Origin of the sequence: Pseudomonas gregormendelii (genome assembly GCF_017114825.1) — a bacterium.
GTDB lineage: Bacteria > Pseudomonadota > Gammaproteobacteria > Pseudomonadales > Pseudomonadaceae > Aquipseudomonas > Aquipseudomonas gregormendelii.
In genome coordinates, this window is record NZ_JADEVO010000011.1 from 106,227 (window position 1) to 124,506 (window position 18,280).

The 18,280-nt window shown below is 60.7% G+C and carries 15 protein-coding genes; 9 read left to right on the forward strand and 6 right to left on the reverse strand.

The window, feature by feature from the left end; genetic code table 11:
- Positions 1-21: 21 nt before the first annotated feature.
- From ubiG to IMW75_RS10370, 4 genes are all read left to right on the forward strand, one after another.
- Positions 22-720, forward strand: a complete 699-nt coding sequence (gene ubiG / locus IMW75_RS10355; protein ID WP_045060585.1) for a bifunctional 2-polyprenyl-6-hydroxyphenol methylase/3-demethylubiquinol 3-O-methyltransferase UbiG — start codon at positions 22-24, stop codon at positions 718-720.
- 4 nt (positions 721-724) lie between these two features.
- Positions 725-1,396, forward strand: coding sequence for an N-acetylmuramic acid 6-phosphate phosphatase MupP (gene mupP, locus IMW75_RS10360; RefSeq protein WP_122838019.1), 672 nt, complete (start codon positions 725-727; stop codon positions 1,394-1,396).
- A gap of 108 nt (positions 1,397-1,504) precedes the next feature.
- Positions 1,505-2,245: a YciK family oxidoreductase gene (locus tag IMW75_RS10365; protein ID WP_205892553.1), complete on the forward strand. Its 741-nt coding sequence runs from the start codon at positions 1,505-1,507 to the stop codon at positions 2,243-2,245.
- Between the two features lie 374 nt (positions 2,246-2,619).
- Positions 2,620-3,546, forward strand: a complete 927-nt coding sequence (locus IMW75_RS10370) for a GGDEF domain-containing protein (protein ID WP_205892554.1) — start codon at positions 2,620-2,622, stop codon at positions 3,544-3,546.
- Between the two features lie 44 nt (positions 3,547-3,590).
- On the opposite strand, the gene IMW75_RS10375 is transcribed toward IMW75_RS10370, so the two are convergent.
- The 3 genes from IMW75_RS10375 to IMW75_RS10385 form a co-directional block, all read right to left on the reverse strand.
- Positions 3,591-5,465: an MFS transporter gene (locus IMW75_RS10375; RefSeq protein ID WP_205892555.1), complete on the reverse strand. Its 1,875-nt coding sequence runs from the start codon at positions 5,463-5,465 to the stop codon at positions 3,591-3,593.
- Positions 5,466-5,577: 112 nt separating this feature from the next.
- A complete protein-coding gene (locus IMW75_RS10380; RefSeq protein ID WP_205892556.1) occupies positions 5,578-6,714 on the reverse strand; it encodes a TDT family transporter in 1,137 nt (378 codons plus the stop codon).
- A gap of 113 nt (positions 6,715-6,827) precedes the next feature.
- Positions 6,828-8,018 (reverse strand): MFS transporter, encoded by a 1,191-nt coding sequence (locus IMW75_RS10385; RefSeq protein ID WP_205892557.1) that lies wholly within the window; start codon positions 8,016-8,018, stop codon positions 6,828-6,830.
- Between the two features lie 91 nt (positions 8,019-8,109).
- Between IMW75_RS10385 and IMW75_RS10390 the strand changes: the two genes are divergently transcribed.
- Together IMW75_RS10390 and IMW75_RS10395 are read left to right on the forward strand one after the other, a co-directional pair.
- Positions 8,110-8,649: a TetR/AcrR family transcriptional regulator gene (locus tag IMW75_RS10390; RefSeq protein ID WP_205892558.1), complete on the forward strand. Its 540-nt coding sequence runs from the start codon at positions 8,110-8,112 to the stop codon at positions 8,647-8,649.
- 128 nt (positions 8,650-8,777) lie between these two features.
- Positions 8,778-12,248, forward strand: a complete 3,471-nt coding sequence (locus tag IMW75_RS10395) for a hybrid sensor histidine kinase/response regulator (protein ID WP_205892559.1) — start codon at positions 8,778-8,780, stop codon at positions 12,246-12,248.
- A 97-nt stretch (positions 12,249-12,345) separates the two neighbouring features.
- On the opposite strand, the gene IMW75_RS10400 is transcribed toward IMW75_RS10395, so the two are convergent.
- On the reverse strand, positions 12,346-13,710 hold the full coding sequence (locus IMW75_RS10400) for a DNA recombination protein RmuC (RefSeq protein ID WP_163019378.1): 1,365 nt from the start codon (positions 13,708-13,710) through the stop codon (positions 12,346-12,348).
- Between the two features lie 175 nt (positions 13,711-13,885).
- Positions 13,886-14,209 (reverse strand): SEL1-like repeat protein, encoded by a 324-nt coding sequence (locus IMW75_RS10405; RefSeq protein WP_082069201.1) that lies wholly within the window; start codon positions 14,207-14,209, stop codon positions 13,886-13,888.
- Between the two features lie 983 nt (positions 14,210-15,192).
- Here IMW75_RS10405 and IMW75_RS10410 point away from each other — a divergent pair.
- The 3 genes from IMW75_RS10410 to IMW75_RS10420 all read left to right on the forward strand — a co-directional run bounded on the left by IMW75_RS10410 (position 15,193) and on the right by IMW75_RS10420 (position 17,593).
- Positions 15,193-15,417 (forward strand): hypothetical protein, encoded by a 225-nt coding sequence (locus IMW75_RS10410; RefSeq protein WP_008031832.1) that lies wholly within the window; start codon positions 15,193-15,195, stop codon positions 15,415-15,417.
- Positions 15,418-15,692: 275 nt separating this feature from the next.
- Positions 15,693-16,175 carry a hypothetical protein gene (locus tag IMW75_RS10415; protein ID WP_045060574.1) on the forward strand — a complete coding sequence of 161 codons (483 nt, stop codon included), beginning with the start codon at positions 15,693-15,695 and terminating at the stop codon, positions 16,173-16,175.
- 146 nt (positions 16,176-16,321) lie between these two features.
- Entirely contained in the window at positions 16,322-17,593 is a 1,272-nt protein-coding gene (locus IMW75_RS10420) for an OmpP1/FadL family transporter (protein WP_045060573.1), read from the forward strand.
- Between the two features lie 77 nt (positions 17,594-17,670).
- Here IMW75_RS10420 and IMW75_RS10425 read toward each other — a convergent pair whose 3' ends face one another.
- Complete coding sequence (locus IMW75_RS10425; protein WP_122838010.1) at positions 17,671-18,222, reverse strand: glutathione peroxidase; 552 nt, start codon at positions 18,220-18,222, stop codon at positions 17,671-17,673.
- Positions 18,223-18,280 lie beyond the last annotated feature (58 nt).

Here is an 18,280-nt window from a genome sequence, read left to right on the forward strand (position 1 = left end):
CAAGTTTTAGAGGATTGAACCATGAGCAACGTCGACTACGCCGAAATCGCCAAATTCGAAGCCCTGGCCCATCGCTGGTGGGACCGCGAGAGCGAGTTCAAGCCGCTGCACGATATCAACCCGCTGCGGGTCAACTGGATTGACGAACGCGTCAACCTGGCCGGCAAGAAAGTCCTCGACGTCGGTTGCGGCGGCGGCATTCTCAGTGAGGCCATGGCCCAGCGCGGCGCGACAGTCATGGGCATCGACATGGGCGAAGCCCCGCTGGCGGTCGCTCAATTGCACCAGCTGGAATCGGGTGTCACCGTCGAATACCGGCAGATCACTGCCGAAGCCCTGGCCGAAGAAATGCCCGAGCAGTTCGACGTCGTTACCTGCCTGGAAATGCTTGAGCACGTACCGGATCCGTCCTCGGTGATCCGCGCCTGCTACCGCATGGTCAAGCCCGGCGGCCAGGTGTTCTTCTCCACCATCAACCGCAATCCGAAGGCCTACCTGTTCGCCATCGTCGGCGCCGAATACATCATGAAGCTGCTGCCTCGCGGCACCCATGACTTCAAGAAATTCATTCGTCCCTCGGAACTGGGTGCCTGGAGCCGCATGGCCGGCCTGACGGTCAAGGACATCATCGGCCTGACCTACAACCCGCTGACCAAGCACTACAAACTGGCCTCCGATGTGGACGTCAACTACATGATCCAGACCCTGCGCGAGGAGTAAGCCGATGCGTATCAGAGCGGTCCTTTTCGACATGGATGGCACGCTGCTCGACACCGCGCCGGACTTCATTGCCATTTGCCAGGCCATGCTCGCCGAGCGCGGCCTGCCGGCCATCAATGACAAGTACATCCGCGACGAAATCTCCGGCGGCGCCAAGGCGATGGTCGCAGCGACCTTTGCCATGGACCCGGAGGCGCCCGGCTTCGAAGCGCTGCGCCTGGAATTCCTCGAGCGCTACCTCAAGGGATGTGCGGTGCACAGCAAGCTGTTCGACGGCATGGGCGAACTGCTGGCCGACATCGAGAAAGCCAACCTGATCTGGGGCGTGGTCACCAACAAACCGGTGCGCTTCGCCGAGCCGATCATGCAGCAGCTGGGCCTGGCCGAGCGTTCGGCACTGCTGATCTGCCCGGATCATGTGAAGAACAGCAAGCCGGACCCGGAGCCGTTGATCCTTGCGTGCAAGATGCTCGACCTGGACCCGGCCAGCGTGCTGTTCGTGGGCGATGACCTGCGCGATATCGAGTCCGGCCGTGATGCCGGGACCCGCACTGCGGCGGTCACCTACGGCTACATTCATCCGGACGATAACCCGCGGCACTGGGGTGCGGATGTGGTGGTGGATCATCCGCTGGAGTTGCGCAAGGTGCTTGATAGCGCTTTGTGTAGTTGCTGATTAAAGTCAAAAGATCGCAGCCTTCGGCAGCTCCTACGCCGACCACTGTAGGAGCTGCCGCAGGCTGCGATATTTTGGGCTCGCTAATGGTTTTTGTTCGAGGTTCTCATGTTTGATTATTCCGCCCGCCCTGAATTGCTCAAGGACCGGGTCATTCTGGTCACCGGCGCAGGTCGCGGCATTGGCGCTGCGGCTGCGAAAACCTACGCAGCCCATGGCGCAACCGTACTGCTGCTGGGCAAGACCGAAGCCAACCTGACCCAGGTCTACGACGAGATCGAAGCCGCTGGCCACCCGCAACCGGCCGTCATCCCGTTCAACCTCGAAACCGCCCTGCCCCATCAATACGATGAACTGGCGGCGATGATCGAAACCGAGTTCGGCCACCTCGACGGCCTGCTGCACAACGCCTCGATCATTGGCCCGCGTACGCCGATCGAACAGCTGTCGGGCGAAAACTTCATGCGCGTCATGCAAGTCAACGTCAATGCCATGTTCATGCTCACCAGCACCCTGCTGCCGCTGCTCAAGCTGTCCCAGGACGCCTCGGTGGTGTTCACCTCCAGCAGCGTGGGGCGCAAGGGCCGGGCGTACTGGGGCGCTTACGGTGTGTCCAAGTTCGCCACCGAAGGCCTGATGCAAACGCTGGCCGACGAGGTCGATACCGTTGCGCCAGTGCGCTCCAACAGCATCAACCCGGGCGCGACCCGCACCAGCATGCGCGCCCAGGCTTACCCTGGGGAAAATCCGCTGAACAACCCGACCCCCGAGGAGATCATGCCGGTCTATCTGTACCTGATGGGCCCGGACAGTTCCGGGGTCAACGGTCAGGCTTTTAACGCCCAGTAATACCGCACGTCGCCTTCGTGCCGCGCCGGCTTTTCGCCGCGGCACCTGTCAGGCGACGCAACTGAGCCTTATTTAAGTCAAACATCCGTCACCGATTCCTGACCAAACGCCTTAGCCAGCAGATAACCCGTTGATTTAAAGTAATTTTTATTCAAATGAACCGAATGGCATGAGTTTCGCTCTAACTTTGCTCAGACACGCGAGTGATAGCAGATAGGGGCAGGGCTCCAGTCGATAGGTTACTAATCGTCGGCAAAGCGGACTAGACTTGGCACAGATGTCCTACGGGACTGACGGATCAGTATGACGCGCAGCCCACAAGCCGCTCTCACCCAGCTTGTAAGACAGTCTTACTGCTCAGGGGCGCATGCAATATGAAATCACCTTCCCAGACCAACGCAATTGACTTCGACAGTGCCAAATTGCAACGCCTGGGCTTTGGTCAACAGCCCCGGATTCTGGAAAGGCCCATCAGTCTTGCGCAAGTACGCCAGCAGCTGGTGTTGCAACTGCAAACCAGCCTGGAACCACAGCGCATACTCGGGCTCTTCTTCCGCGAGATCCAGCGACTCGTGACACTCGACGCCTTGAGCTACCAGCACAAGGCCAGCGACCTGCGCCTGGAATTCGGCCAGCGCGGCCACCACTCCATCAGCTACAGCCTGAGCCATGAGGGCGAACATCTGGGCGAGCTGACGTTCCGCCGCAATCAGCGCTTCACCGAACAGGAGCAGGGCAACCTCGAATCACTGTTGTCTGCACTGCTGTTTCCGATGCGCAACGCCCTGCTCTACCGAGTGGCCACGCAGAGCGCCTTGCGCGATCCGCTGACGGACACCGGCAACCGTGTCGCCATGGACCAGACGCTGCAGCGGGAAATCGACATGTCGCGCCGGCATTTGCAGCCGCTTTCGCTATTGATGCTGGACATCGACCACTTCAAGTGCATCAACGACACTCATGGGCACAGCGCTGGTGATGAAGTGCTCAAGGCCGTTGCTGCCTCGATCAAGGGCCAGTTGCGCAATGTAGACATGGTGTTCCGCTATGGCGGCGAGGAGTTTCTGATCCTGCTGTCCAACACCGGCCGTGAAGCGGCGGCCATGGTCGGCGAGCGCCTGCGTTTTGCCACCCAGACCAGGGAGTACCTGGCGGACGGTAAATCCATTGAATTGACGGTGAGCCTTGGCTGTTCGACCTTGCTGCCCGGCGAATCCGCCGAGAGCCTGTTGCGCCGGGCCGATAGCGCGCTGTACGTGGCCAAGCGCGAAGGCCGTAACCGGCTGGCCATGGCCGGCTGAGTTCGCCTGCGGGCACGCTGATGATGCGGCCCGCGGCGACTGTTTTAGCGCACCGCACCACGCAGCTCGCCCACCAGGTTTCGCAGCTTGGCCGGCTCGGCGTCCTCGACGGGCACTGCGGCCCCAGCCACCAGGGTCACCCTCGACCACAATCGACGAAATAATCCCTTGCCCGGATCGCGGCTGAAGAAACTCCCCCACAACCCCTGCAACGCCAGCGGAATCACCGGCACCGGTGTTTCTTCGAGAATGCGCGTCAAACCGCCCCTGAACTCGTTGATTTCGCCATCGACGGTCAGCTTGCCTTCCGGAAAGATGCACACCAGTTCACCCTCCTTCAGGTATTGAGCAATGCGCGTGAAGGCCTTCTCGTAGATCTGGATATCTTCCTGGCGCCCGGCGATCGGGATCGTCCCGGCTGTGCGAAAGATGAAATTGAGCACCGGCAGGTTGTAGATCTTGTAGTACATCACAAAGCGAATCGGCCGGCGCACCGCCCCGCCAATCAGCAAGGCGTCAACAAAGGATACGTGGTTGCACACCAGCAATGCCGCGCCTTCATCAGGAATCTGCTCCAGGTTGCGATGCTCGACGCGGTACATGGAATGGCTGAGCAGCCAGATCATGAAGCGCATGCTGAACTCGGGAACAATGCTGAAGATGTAGGCATTGACGCCGATGTTGAGCAGCGACACCACCAGGAACAGCTGCGGGATCGACAGCTCGACCATGCTCAGCAGAACGATCGAGACAATCGCCGAGACCACCATGAACAGCGCGTTGAGGATGTTGTTGGCAGCGATGACCCGCGCCCGCTCGTTCTCCGGCGTGCGCGACTGGATCAGCGCGTACAGCGGAACGATGTAAAAACCGCCAAATACGCCGAGTCCCAGGATGTCGATCAACACCAGCCAGGTATGGGCGAACCCCAGCACTTCAAGCCAGCCGTGGCCCGTGACGCTGTCCGGAATCCCGCCGGAATGCCACCACAGCAACAGTCCGAACACCGTCAGGCCAAACGAGCCGAACGGCACCAGACCGATCTCGACTTTGCGCCCCGAGAGCTTCTCGCACAGCATCGAGCCAAGCGCGATGCCCACCGAAAACACCGTCAGGATCAACGTCACTACGGTCTCGTCGCCGTGCATCCATTCCTTGGCGTAAGCCGGGATCTGCGTCAGGTAGATTGCGCCGACAGACCAGAACCACGAGTTGCCGACGATCGAACGCGACACCGCCGGAGTCTGCCCCAGGCCCAATTTCAAAGTCGCCCAGGACTGGCTGAAGATGTTCCAGTTCAGGCGCATCTGCGGGGATGACGCGGCAGCACGCGGAATGCTGCGACTGGCGAGGTAGCCGAGCACGGCCACGCCGATGATCGCGGTGGAAACAATCGGTGCGTAATGACTGGACGACATCATGATGCCGGCGCCGATGGTGCCCGCGAGAATCGCCAGGAAGGTGCCCATTTCCACTAGCCCGTTGCCGCCCACCAGCTCCTCATCGCGCAAGGCCTGGGGCAGGATCGAGTATTTCACCGGACCAAACAGCGCGGAGTGAGTGCCCATGGCAAACAGCGCCAGCAGCATCAACCACAGGTGGTCGAACATGAAACCCACCGCGCCGACCGCCATGATGGCGATTTCCCCGAGCTTGATCAGGCGGATCAGCGCGTCCTTGGCAAACTTCTCGCCGAACTGACCAGCCAGCGCCGAGAACAGGAAAAACGGCAGGATAAACAGCAACGCACACAGATTGACCCAGATCGAGCGATCGCCATCGATGGTCAGCTTGTACAGGATGGCGAGGATCAGCGACTGCTTGAATATGTTGTCGTTGAATGCCCCGAGGGACTGTGTCACGAAAAACGGCAGGAAACGCCGGGTGCGCAGCAAAGTGAACTGTGAGGGATGACTCATCTTCCGTGTGTCCCCGTGATGATTTTGGGTAATGAGTGGCGTCTAAACCAGTGCATACAGTACTTGGAATGACAAATCCTGCTTCAGGCCACAAATTACCTGTGTTCGCCGTTTATTTTCTTAAACCTGCAATGCAAGGTGAGACGAACAGCTCGCCGCGCCACGCGCCTTGCACCGTGCGTTTACCGACGATCAGCCACATCGCCGCGAGCATGGCCACCAGCAGGCAACCGAACAGGCTGAAGAACATCAGGCTCAGGACGTTGGCCAGTTTCAAGGTAGCCAGGGCATACACGCCGAGGGGAAAGGTGAAGCCCCACCAGCCCAGGTTGAATGGAATGCCCGCACGCAGGTAGCGCACCGTGATCAGCAGCGCAATCAGCATCCACCACAGGCCGAACCCCCACAGCGTGATCCCGGCGATCAGGCCCAGGCCAGCGGCTATTTCACCGATGCCGCCCATTGCATTGGCCGCGAAGATCGCCGGCGCATCGCCGCCCAGCAGCAACATGCCGAGCGCACCGGTACCAATGGGGCCCAGCGCCAGCCAGCTCGAAGCGGCCATGTTTTCGTGAGGCAGTTTATGCAGGGCCATGCGCAGCATCAGGATGGTCAGGATGCTGAAGGCCACTGGCAGGGAGAAGGCCCAGAGTACGTAGCTGGTCACCAGCACCACCAGCTGCGAATGCGCGTCGGCCAGGTGCGGTGCAAGCAAGCCACCACTGGCCGCGGCCACTTCCGCCGCGACCACCGGCAACAGCCAGACGGCGGTCATCTGGTCGATGCTGTGCTCTTGCCGGGTGAACATCATGTAGGGAATCAACACCCCGCACGCCAGCGCCATCGCCACGTCCAGCCACCACAGCGCCTCGGCCAGTTGAATCACGCCCTCACCCCAGCGCGGCAGGCCGAACACCAGGAAGCCGTTGATGATGGTCGCCAGGCCCATGGGGATGGTGCCGAAGAACATCGATACCGTGGAATGCCCGAAGATGCGCCGCGCCTCGTGAAAAAACCATGTCCAGCGCGCCGCGTACAGTACGGTGAACAACGCGAACAAACCGATATTGAACAGCCACAGCGCTTCGGCCGCAGCGCGCAGGCCCGGCACGTTAAATGGCAGCTGAGCCAGCGCCAGGGCCAATACGCCGGTGCCCATGGTGGCGGCGAACCAGTTCGGCGTGAACTGGCGAACGACTTCGCGGGGGTGCTGCAACTGAGTGAAGGGCTTGAGGGTGGTGCATGTCATGGCGAACTCCTGTCCTCTGGTGAGGTGGAATTCATGGTAGATCCGAATCGAATATCTATATAACGGGTAATATCTCTAACTGTTATCTGTTTTGCAGATATAGACCATAGCGGTTACCGGACCTCGCTACACACTTTCACTGGCCGCTGGCGCACCAGCGTAAACAACGCCCCCAGCGCCAGGACTATCAATACCGCACCATAGCCGTCGGTGGAGGCCACCAGGCCAAAGGTGCGAGTCAGGCTGCCGGCCAGCAACGCCGGCAGGCAGAACGCCAGATAGCTGAGCACATAGAACGCCGACATCAAACCGGCCCGCTCGTGGGGCAAGGCCAGCGGTACGAGGCTGCGCACCGCGCCAAGAAAACCCGCGCCAAAACCGCACCCTGCCACCAGGGTGCCGACAAAGAACAGCGACAGGCTGGCAGTGTGCACGGCGATCAGAATCAACGCGACGCCCGCTGGCAGCAGGGTGGCGCCCAGTTGCAGCACCTTGTCGCCTGGCCGGTTGCGCAGGCAGTAGATCATCAGCGCTCCGGTCACCGTCAATGCCGCAACCGTCGCACCGCCAATCAGGTTCGACGTCGAGCCGGTCGCGGTGCGCACCAGCGAAGGGGCCAGGGATGCGTAGAAACCACCGAGGGCCCAGACCGCTGTGTTGATCGGCAACACCATCCACAAGGTGCGCCGGGCCTGGGGCGGTACATGCAGGGTCGGTCGCAACGAGGCCCAAGCGCCCGGTTGCCGGCTGACGCTTTCCGGCAAACGCCAGACATACAGCGCCTGCAGCACGAACATCACCAGCAACAGCCAGTAGGTGAGCTGCAATGGCAGCGGCGCAAACTCAGCCAGCAGGCCACATCCCATTGCCCCCATTGCCATTCCCAGCAGCGGCGCAACACTGTTGATCAGCGGCCCCTGCTGTCGATTGGCATCCAGCAATGCGGCGCTCAACACCGCCGTGGCCATGCCGGTGGCGAAGCCCTGCAGGACCCGGGCGGCAATCAGCCAGGCAACCGAGTCGGCATTGATAAACAGCAGCATCGCGAGGATGTTCAGCATCACGGCGGTAAAAATCACCGGCTTGCGCCCGAGGAAATCCGATAGCGACCCCACCGTGAGCAACGCGACGAGCAGACTGATGGCGTAGACCCCGAAAATCACGGTCAAGGTAGCCGCTGAAAAGTGCAGATGCTCCTGATACAGGTGATAAAGCGGCGTTGGCGCAGTGGAAGCGGCGAGAAAACTGAGTAAGGTGAACGCCAGAAACCACAGGCTGGAACGGTTGGACGTTGTACCGGGCATGCTATATCTCCGCAAAAGCTAATATTTTGCTTTTGCGGAGTGTGCGGCTGGCTGGCGCTTAAAGCAAATTCTTTGTGTTAAGGTCCGATGCATGGCTATTAAAGAAGGTTTACGCCCCGGTGGCCGCAGCGCCCGGGTGCAGGAGTCGATTCATTCGGCGGTCCGCGAACTCCTGGAAACACACCAACGCTCGACCCTGACCGTGCCGCAGATCGCTGCGCGCGCCGGTGTCACGCCGTCAACCATTTACCGGCGCTGGGGCGATCTGTCCGTGTTACTGGCCGACGTCGCCCTGGCACGCATGCAGCCCGATGGCGAGCCGGCCAACACCGGCAGCCTGCGCGGTGACGTGCGAGCCTGGGCCGAGCAATATCTGGACGAGATGAGCTCCGAACCGGGCCGCAACATGCTGCGCGATGTCCAGTGCAGCCAGACCCCGGGTTATTGCGTGGCGATCATCGGCGCCCAGTTACAGGCCATTCTGGAGCGTTACCCCGATCAGCCCGGGCCGAGCGTTGATCGGCTGATCAATTTGCTGGCGGCACCGACCGTGTTTCGCATCCTGTTTTCGGCGGCGGCGCTGGAGGTGGAGGAGCTGCATCGGTTGGTTGATATTGCGCTGGGGCAGTGACAAGGCCATGCATACGTCCTGCGACACCCCGCCACGCCACGACCTTGGTCGACACTGACGAACCCCTTGCATCGTGCGAGACTGTCTGACCGGGATGGAGTCCCGGATGTCTTTGCCCTGGAGTTCTCATGTCGCTGTCCAGCGGGCTGATCGCCGCCGTCGCCCTGGCCTATATGGCCATCATGTTTGCCATCGCCTTCTACGGCGACCGTCGCGCCACGCCGCTGCCGCCGCGGGTGCGTGCCTGGGTCTATAGCCTGTCGCTGGCGGTGTATTGCACCAGCTGGACGTTCTTCGGCGCCGTGGGCCAGGCCGCCGAACAGCTCTGGTCATTCCTGCCGATCTACCTCGGGCCGATTCTGCTGCTGGTGTGCGCGCCGTGGGTGCTGCAGAAAATGGTGATGATCAGCAAGCAGGAGAACATCACCTCCATTGCCGACTTCATCGCCGCGCGTTATGGCAAATCCCAATCCCTGGCGGTAGTGGTGGCGTTGATCTGCCTGGTCGGGGTATTGCCCTACATCGCTCTGCAGCTCAAGGGCATCGTGCTCGGCGTGAACCTGCTGATCGGCGCCGGTGCCGACGCCATGGGGGTGCGGGCCCAGGACACGGCACTGATCGTGTCACTGGTGCTGGCACTGTTCACCATTGTGTTCGGCACTCGCAACCTCGACGCCACCGAACACCACCGCGGCATGGTGCTGGCCATTGCCTTTGAATCGCTGGTCAAGCTGTTCGCCTTCCTCGCGGTGGGTGCGTTCGTGACTTATGGTTTGTACGACGGTTTCGAAGACCTGTTTGACCAGGCCATGCTGGCCCCGCGCCTGGAGCAGTACTGGAAGGAGACGATCAACTGGCCATCGATGATCGTGCAGACCGGGGTGGCGATGATGGCGATCATCTGCCTGCCCCGGCAATTCCACGTGACCGTAGTGGAAAACATCGACCCGCAGGATCTGCGCCTGGCCAAGTGGGTGTTTCCGGCCTATCTGGCCCTGGCCGCGCTGTTTGTCGTGCCGATCGCCCTGGCCGGGCAGATGCTGTTGCCCAGCTCGGTGCTGCCGGATTCGTTCGTCATCAGCCTGCCGCTGGCCCAGGCCCACCCTGCCCTGGCGCTGCTGGCGTTTATTGGCGGTGCCTCCGCGGCGACAGGTATGGTGATCGTGGCGAGTGTCGCGCTGTCGACCATGGTTTCCAACGACATGCTGTTGCCATGGTTGCTGCGGCGCAACAATGCAGAGCGCCCGTTCGAAGTGTTCCGCCAGTGGATGCTGTCGGTGCGCCGGGTCAGCATTGTGGTGATCCTGCTGCTGGCGTACGTCAGCTATCGCCTGCTGGGCTCCACCGCGAGCCTGGCGACCATCGGCCAGATCGCTTTTGCCGCCGTAACCCAACTGGCCCCCGCCATGCTGGGCGCACTTTACTGGAAGCAGGCCAACCGCCGCGGCGTTTTCGCCGGCCTGGCCGCCGGGACCTTTCTCTGGTTCTACACTCTGGTGCTGCCGATTGCGGCGCACAGCCTGGGCTGGTCGCTGAGCACCTTCCCCGGCCTGGGCTGGCTGCAGAGCAATCCGCTGAATCTGCCCATTACCCCACTGACTCAAGGGGTGGTGCTGTCGCTGGTGGGCAACTTCACGCTATTCGCCTGGGTCTCGGTACTGTCGCGCACACGGGTGTCCGAACACTGGCAGGCCGGTCGATTCATTGGCCAGGAAATCAGCGCCCGGCCAAGCGCACGCTCGATGCTGGCGGTGCAGATCGACGACCTGCTGCAGCTCGCTGCACGCTTTGTCGGTGAGGAACGTGCCCGCCAGAGTTTCATCCGCTTCGCCTATCGCCAGGGCAAAGGCTTCAACCCGAACCAGAATGCCGACGGCGAGTGGATCGCCCACACCGAGCGCTTGCTGGCGGGCGTCCTGGGTGCCTCGTCTACTCGCGCAGTGGTGAAAGCGGCGATCGAAGGCCGCGAGATGCAACTCGAGGATGTCGTCCGAATCGCCGACGAAGCCTCCGAAGTCCTGCAATTCAACCGTGCGTTGCTGCAAGGCGCGATCGAAAACATCACCCAGGGTATCAGCGTGGTCGACCAGTCGCTGAAGCTGGTGGCGTGGAACCGGCGCTACCTCGAACTGTTCAACTACCCGGACGGCCTGATCAGCGTCGGCCGGCCGATTGCCGACATCATTCGGCACAACGCCGAGCGCGGCCTGTGTGGCCCGGGCGAAGCTGAAGTGCACGTCGCCCGCCGCCTGCACTGGATGCGCCAGGGCCGCGCCCACACGTCCGAGCGGCTGTTTCCGAATGGCCGGGTGATCGAGCTGATCGGCAACCCGATGCCCGGTGGCGGCTTCGTCATGAGTTTCACCGACATCACCGCGTTCCGTGAGGCCGAACAGGCGCTGACCGAAGCCAATGAAGGCCTGGAACGCCGGGTGACCGAACGCACCCACGAACTGTCGCAACTCAACGTCGCCCTCACCGAGGCCAAAGGTACCGCCGAGTCTGCCAATCAGTCCAAGACCCGCTTCCTCGCGGCGGTCAGTCACGACCTGATGCAGCCGCTGAACGCCGCCCGACTGTTCTCCGCCGCCCTCTCCCATCAGGACGACGGCCTGTCCAGCGAAGCACAAAAACTGGTACAGCACCTGGACACCTCGTTGCGCTCTGCCGAAGACCTGATCAGCGACTTGCTGGACATTTCCCGCTTGGAAAACGGCAAGATCAACCCCGATTCAAAGCCGTTCGAGCTCAATGAGCTGTTCGATGTGCTGGGTGCGGAGTTCAAGGTGCTCGCCAGGGACCAAGGCCTGAAATTCCGCGTGCGCGGCAGCAAGTTGCGGGTCGAAAGCGACATCAAATTGCTGCGGCGCATTTTGCAGAATTTCCTTACCAACGCTTTCCGTTACGCCAAAGGCCCGGTGCTGCTGGGCGTCCGGCGACGCCAGGGCGAGGTGTGGCTGGAGGTCTGGGATCGCGGGCCGGGCATTGCCGAGGACAAGCAGAAGGTCATTTTCGAAGAATTCAAACGCCTCGACAGTCATCAGACTCGCGCCGAGAAAGGCCTGGGCCTGGGCCTGGCGATTGCCGACGGCCTGTGTCGGGTTTTAGGCCATCGCCTGCAAGTCCGCTCACGGCCGGGGCGTGGCAGTGTGTTCAGCGTGTGCGTGCCTTTGGCCCAGGCGCAGGCGGCGTTGCCGGTCAAGACTGTCGAGCTCAACGGCAAATTGTTGAGTGGTGCCCAGGTGCTCTGCGTCGACAACGAGGACAGTATCCTTATCGGCATGAACAGCCTGCTGACTCGCTGGGGCTGCCAGGTGTGGACTGCGCGCAATCGCGATGAGTGCGCGGCCCTGCTCAGCGAGGGGATGCGCCCGCAACTGGCGCTGGTCGATTACCACCTGGACGACGGCGAAACCGGCACCGAATTGATGGCCTGGCTACGCACTCGCCTGGGTGAGCCGGTGCCGGGAGTGGTGATCAGTGCCGATGGTCGGCCGGAGATGGTCGCCCAGGTGCATGCGGCAGGGCTTGGTTACCTGGCCAAACCGGTTAAGCCGGCGGCGCTCAGGGCGTTATTGAGCAAGCATTTGCCCCTGTAAATGCCAGATCAAAAGATCGTCCGAACGCGGCCCGAGCCTCCGGCAGCTCAGGATGGTGTACACCTGGTAGGAGCTGCCGAAGGCTGCGATCTTTGTCCTATTCCGGCAACTCCGCCAACCCATCCACATCCGTCATCGCCCGCTCCAGCAGATCCGCCGGCAGGCTCTTGCTCGCCCGCGCGCCCAGCAACTTCAGCTGCTCACTGCGACTGACCAGGTTGCCCCGGCCCTCTGTCAGCTTGTTGCGCGCCGAGCTGTAGGCCTTGTCCAACTGTTGCAGGCGATTGCCGACCTCGTCCAGGTCCTGGATGAACAACACGAACTTGTCATACAGCCAACCGGCCCGCTCGGCGATTTCCCGCGCGTTCTGGCTCTGGCGCTCCTGTTTCCACAGGCTGTCGATCACCCGCAGAGTCGCCAGCAAGGTGGTCGGGCTGACGATCACGATGTTGCGGTCGAATGCTTCCTGGAACAACGTCGGCTCCGCCTGCAGCGCCGCCGAGAACGCCGCTTCGATCGGCACGAACAGCAACACGAAATCCAGGCTGTGCAAGCCGTCGAGACGCTTGTAGTCCTTGCCGGACAAGCCTTTGACATGGGTGCGCAGGGACAGCACATGTTGCTTGAGGGCGATCTGGCCGATGGCCTCATCATCAGCCGCCACGTACTGCTGGTAAGCCGTCAGGCTGACCTTGGAGTCGACCACCACCTGCTTGTCGCCCGGCAAATAGATGATGACGTCCGGCTGAAACCGCTCGCCGTCGGGACCTTTGAGCGTGACCTGAGTCTGGTACTCGCGGCCCTTCTCCAGGCCCGCGTGTTCCAACACCCGCTCAAGGATCAGCTCACCCCAGTTGCCCTGGGTTTTCTGCCCTTTGAGTGCGCGGGTCAGGTTGGTGGCTTCGTCGCTCAACCGCAGGTTCAACTGCTGCAGGCGCTCCAGTTCCTTGGCCAGCGAGAAACGCTCCCGCGCCTCAGCCTGGTAACTTTCTTCGACACGCTTTTCGAATGACTGGATGCGCTCTTTCAGCGGATCCAGCAACTGGCCCAGGCGCTGCTGGCTGGTCTCGGCGAACCGCTGCTCGCGCTCATCGAAGATCTTGCCCGCCAGTTCGGCGAACTGGGCACGCAACTCATCCCGCGAGCCCTGGAGGTCGCTGAGCCGTTGCTGATGGCTTTCCTGTTGTTCGCGCAGCTCGGCATGCAGGGAAGCGGCCTGGGCGTCGAGACGGCGCAGCTCAGCCTCTTTGCCAGCGCGCTCGATGTTCCAGGCATGCGCGGCGTCCCGGGCGTCGTCGCGCTCGACCTGCAACAGTTCGACTTCGCGGCGCAGTGCGGCCAGCTCGGCCTGCCTGGACGTGTTGATCTGACTGAGGTCAGCGATTTCATCTCGGCTGGTTTCCAGCTGGGCGTTCAGGCCATCCTGCGCCAGCAGGGACATCGCCAGCCGCTCCTGCAGCAATGCCACTTGCGCCTGCGTCACGCTGGCGCGGCGCTGCAATTGCCAGGCGAGTACCAACAACGGCAGGGCAGCCCCCGCAAGACCAAGCAAAATGCTGGTCAAGTCCATAGCCATAGCCGCTCCTGCCGATGAGATAAAGCTTGAAGGTTAACCAAGGCGTCAGGTCTTGGACAGCTCAGTCTTCGACCAGCCCCAGTTCCCGCTGTGCGCGCCGATCCCCTGCCCGCGCCGCCTGGCGCAGCAGGTCCTGGCCGATGCGGCGATCGCGGGCATTGCCGCACTCACGACACATCAGCTGGCCGAGGCGGCTTTGCGCTGCCACCACGCCTTCCCGTGCCGGCTGCTTGAGCAGACGTCCGGCGAGGTGTTTCACGTTCGGGTTGTCGCCCAGGCGCGGGCTGTCCAGAAGCCACTCGGCCACACGCATGGAAAAGCGTTTGGGAGGGACGGCGGCGGTGGGTGAAGAGGTTACGGAAACTGATACTGAACGAAACTTCATAAAACACTGTAGGGCAGATCGGAAGGCGCGCCACTCTACTCTTTTTTTCCTACAGGTAAAGCTTAAAAAACCCGGCACGCCCGTCCTAGAGCAAGCGCTCGGGACAATCCACAGAAGCTGTGGATAACTCAGTGGACAACCTGCCTTGAACTCTCGCAAACCCCTGTGGAATGGGGCTCGCAGTCAAACTGACGATTTTTTCACCAGTAAAAAAAAGCGATGTTTTTCATTGACTTAAATTTTGGTTACAGGCACCCACTGCGCTTGCGAGTCAGATGACAGTGCCGTGACAGCGTGCGCAACTAATGTGCACAAGTACCTTCGCGACGGTTATATCAATGAGCTTTTTCGGCGCATTTTGCGCTACGAACCTGTTGATTACTCGTTCACAACCCTTGATCCAGACCGGTCTGGGGCCAAGCCTGCGTGCTCAACCAGCGGTCGGATTCTGTCCTACTGGACAGCGCACCCGACCAACGGCCATACCTGAAAAACTCGTTCGGTTGTGATCACAAAGGTTTCTTTGCTTATACCCCTTCCATTACCAAAATCGTTTTGTTAGTATCTACGGCGTTAGTACCAAGCTGAAAGTCAATTCTGGTCGAACAAATCCCCCCGGACAGCCTTCATAAACGAAGCCCATCCGAACAAGCGGGACCGACCACCTCGATGGTTTCCAGGTAAACCTTGCGTCAATACAGCCTTTGATCGAAAGCAAAGGGTATTGCCAGGCCCACTTACTCTGACCGAACCAGCCTGCAAATTGATCAGGATCTTCACCCCGGGCCCAGAACCTTTGCCCTTGATGTGTTGCCTGCCCTCCTAAGTACCTACCTGCCAGCCCAAGCGCGCCAATTATCAGCGCTTCAAACTGGCTGCTTTGTTCCAGTCGGGTTCTTCGGTCGACCAACGGTGGTCGTCGTCACTGGAACGTTTTAATTTTGCACGGCTCTTATCCGTGTCGCTTGTAGGAACACCCAATAATGACTACTCAAATCCACACCCAGGATGCTATCCGCACCCTAACCAACGCTTTTGCACCAATGAACTGCCTGATCATGGCCGCTCGCAAAGGCTGCTTCAGCTTCACTCTGGTCAACGAACACGGCATCGCTCGTCACAGCGAACGCCTCTACCCCGATCAGTACTCCAGCGCCGAACCGCTGCAGGCCGTGATCGAGCGTACCCGTCAGGCACTGGTTGCCTGATACGCCAGAAAGACTGAAACATCAAAAGCCTCGCTTAAAACGCGGGGCTTTTTATTGCCTGATATTTCCCTTCCAGCCGCCAAAGCTTAAGCACCAACCGATATAACGGTTATAACTGGCCGGCGGAAATATTTTAAAAACAGGCCTTTACGTCGCGAATATGACACTACACTTCAACTCAAGCGGCTTGATCCGCTTCCGGCGAGCCTGAACCGATCCATCGCTGCCAAGGCCCCCTTTCAGGTATCGCCGACCACTTCCGCTCCGAGGGCTTTATGGGTATCGCTGCCAGCGAACTGTGCCGCTATGTGATCCGTCCGACCTTGCTCTACCTCGGACGCCACAGCGCAACTGCCGAATCCCTGCTGCTGGGTATCGCCGCCAGCCAGTCAGCCCTTGGTTCCGCCCTGCACGACCGCCGTGGCCACGGCCTGTACCGTATCGCCGAACCGCGCCACCAGGCGCTATGGGATCATTACCTGGCCCTGGACCCGGAGCGTGCCAGCCTGGTGCGGGGCCTGGCGAGCCAGCATGCATTCCTCAGCAGCCCGCATCTGGAATTGACCGTCAACCTGCGTTACGCCACCGCCATCGCCTGGCTGCTGGTAGAAGAACAAAACACCTCGCTCCCCGAAGCCGATGATCTGCTAGGGATGGCCCGCATCTGGCGCCAGACCTTCCAGCCCCAAGGCCGCCTCCGTGATTTCACCTACGCCTGGCATACCTGTGTTTCAACGCTGAATCAGGTCGCCTGCTGATCCACCCACTTCACAAAATCGCCCAACTCGCGGCGAATCCGGTCTGATTGTCCTACAAAACCGCTCTAACTCAAGCATTACAGCCTATAGCGCTGGGACGAAAATGTTGGTAATTTTCGCCCCGGTGATCACCAGGAGTTCTAATAATGAAAAAAGTAATGCTCAAAACCACCCTTAGCCTCGCCGTTACCTTGGCATCCACCCAGATCTTTGCAGCTGGCTTTGCCATCAACGAACAAAGTATCAGCGGGATGGGTACAGGTTTTGCCGGGCGATCTTCCTCTGCCGATGACGCAAGCACCATTTTTGGCAACCCTGCCGGCATGTCGCGCATCAAGCGCGAACAAGTCACCGGCGGCGCTGCAATGCTCGACGCACACACCGATATCAGCCGCGCCAGCTCCAGCCCGAACGGCGGCACCAACCACGGTGACATGGTCCCGTTCATCGCTGTGCCGATGGGCTATTACGTCAAGCCGATCGATGACAAGTGGGCAGTGGGCGTAGGCGTCTACGCACCCTTCGGCCTGGTGACCGACTACGAGAGCAACTTCGGCGGTCGCTACTTCGGCAGCAAGAGCGACGTTAAAGTCGTGACCCTGCAACCGACCGTCAGCTACGCCTTCAACGACAAGGTGTCGATCGGCTTCGGTCCGACCATCAACCGCATCGACGGCAAACTGGAATCGAACCTGTCGATCACCCAGGCCGCCGGCGATGGCGAAGTCAAGATCAAGGGTGACGACACCGCGCTGGGCTACAACATCGGCGTGCTGGTACAAGCCACCGACAGCACCCGCATGGGCCTGACCTACCACTCGAAAGTGAAGTACAAGCTCGAAGGCAACACCAAGGTCAACTACAACGTCCTGGGCCTGATCGGCCAGAACCCGAGCCAGAAGTACGACGCGTCCCTGGACCTGACGACGCCTGAGTCGGTCGACTTCTCGGTGACCCATCAGCTTGATGACCAGTGGACCCTGTACGCCGGCAGCACCTGGACTCGCTGGAGCCGCCTGAAAGAAATCACCGTGGAAAACAGCGGTGTACCCGGGGTGCTCAATGGCCAATTCGGCAGCATCACCGAAGAGCAGAACTGGCACGACACCTGGGCTCACGCCATCGGCGCGTCCTACCAGCTTAACAAGCAATGGGTCCTGCGCACCGGCCTGTCCTTCGACCAGTCGCCGACCAACAACGTCGACCGCTCCCCACGCATTCCGACTGGCGATCGCAAGATTTTCAGCCTGGGCGCCGGCTGGAGCCCGACCGACGACCTGACCATCGACGTGGCGTATTCGTACCTGCGTGAAGAAGCAGTCAAGGTCAACAACAGCAACGACCGCGGCCAGAGCTACAACGCCAAGTATCAAAACTGGGCGAATGGTTTCGGTGTAGGCGCGACCTACCGCTTCTGATGAAAGACGCCTTGAGCGCCTGAATCAAAAAAGCCCCGCTCTGTGCGACAGAAGCGGGGCTTTTTAATGGGCGTCAATCAGGGTTGCGAGGCGATGGCCTTCTCGACAGCAGCGATGAATTCAGGGTCATCCGGCTTGGTCAGGCTGGAGAAATTGGCAATCACCTTGCCCTGGCGATCAACCACGTATTTGTAGAAATTCCATTTGGGCGCGCCAGTCTGTTCGGCAAGCACCTTGAACAGGTGAGTCGCGTCGTCACCGCGCACTTTCTGCGGCTCGGTCATGGTGAACGTCACACCGTAATTGACGTAGCAGACCTTGGCGGTCTCGGCGTCGTCCTTGGACTCCTGCTTGAAGTCGTTGGAGGGCACGCCGATCACCTCCAGTCCCTGAGCCTTGTAGCGCTGATTGAGCGCTTCAAGGCTCTTGAACTGCGGGGCGAACCCACAGAAGCTGGCGGTATTGACCACCACCAGCGGCTTGCCAGCAAAGCGCTGGCACAAATCGATCGATTCCTTGGCGCGCAACTTCGGTAGCGAGCCCTGTAGCAGTTCCGGGCATTCGGCTGCCTGGGCCAGTCCAGAAAACGCAATCAGTAACGCGGGAACGGCTAACCAGCGCGTCAACATATCCGTGCATCCTTGAGAAGGTCGTCAGAGCAAAGTTACTCGCGCGCACCTCTTTCTA

Excerpts from the sequence above, each read along its gene's own strand:
- IMW75_RS10390 (WP_205892558.1), top strand. The coding sequence starts at position 8,110 with ATGGCTATTAAAGAAGGTTTACGCCCCGGTGGCCGCAGCGCCCGGGTG.
- IMW75_RS10405 (WP_082069201.1), bottom strand. The coding sequence starts at position 14,209 with ATGAAGTTTCGTTCAGTATCAGTTTCCGTAACCTCTTCACCCACCGCC.
- IMW75_RS10420 (WP_045060573.1), top strand. The coding sequence starts at position 16,322 with ATGAAAAAAGTAATGCTCAAAACCACCCTTAGCCTCGCCGTTACCTTG.
- ubiG (WP_045060585.1), top strand. The coding sequence starts at position 22 with ATGAGCAACGTCGACTACGCCGAAATCGCCAAATTCGAAGCCCTGGCC.
- IMW75_RS10395 (WP_205892559.1), top strand. The coding sequence starts at position 8,778 with ATGTCGCTGTCCAGCGGGCTGATCGCCGCCGTCGCCCTGGCCTATATG.
- IMW75_RS10425 (WP_122838010.1), bottom strand. The coding sequence starts at position 18,222 with ATGTTGACGCGCTGGTTAGCCGTTCCCGCGTTACTGATTGCGTTTTCT.
- IMW75_RS10410 (WP_008031832.1), top strand. The coding sequence starts at position 15,193 with ATGACTACTCAAATCCACACCCAGGATGCTATCCGCACCCTAACCAAC.
- IMW75_RS10370 (WP_205892554.1), top strand. The coding sequence starts at position 2,620 with ATGAAATCACCTTCCCAGACCAACGCAATTGACTTCGACAGTGCCAAA.
- mupP (WP_122838019.1), top strand. The coding sequence starts at position 725 with ATGCGTATCAGAGCGGTCCTTTTCGACATGGATGGCACGCTGCTCGAC.
- IMW75_RS10365 (WP_205892553.1), top strand. The coding sequence starts at position 1,505 with ATGTTTGATTATTCCGCCCGCCCTGAATTGCTCAAGGACCGGGTCATT.
- IMW75_RS10385 (WP_205892557.1), bottom strand. The coding sequence starts at position 8,018 with ATGCCCGGTACAACGTCCAACCGTTCCAGCCTGTGGTTTCTGGCGTTC.
- IMW75_RS10375 (WP_205892555.1), bottom strand. The coding sequence starts at position 5,465 with ATGAGTCATCCCTCACAGTTCACTTTGCTGCGCACCCGGCGTTTCCTG.
- IMW75_RS10415 (WP_045060574.1), top strand. The coding sequence starts at position 15,693 with ATGGGTATCGCTGCCAGCGAACTGTGCCGCTATGTGATCCGTCCGACC.
- IMW75_RS10380 (WP_205892556.1), bottom strand. The coding sequence starts at position 6,714 with ATGACATGCACCACCCTCAAGCCCTTCACTCAGTTGCAGCACCCCCGC.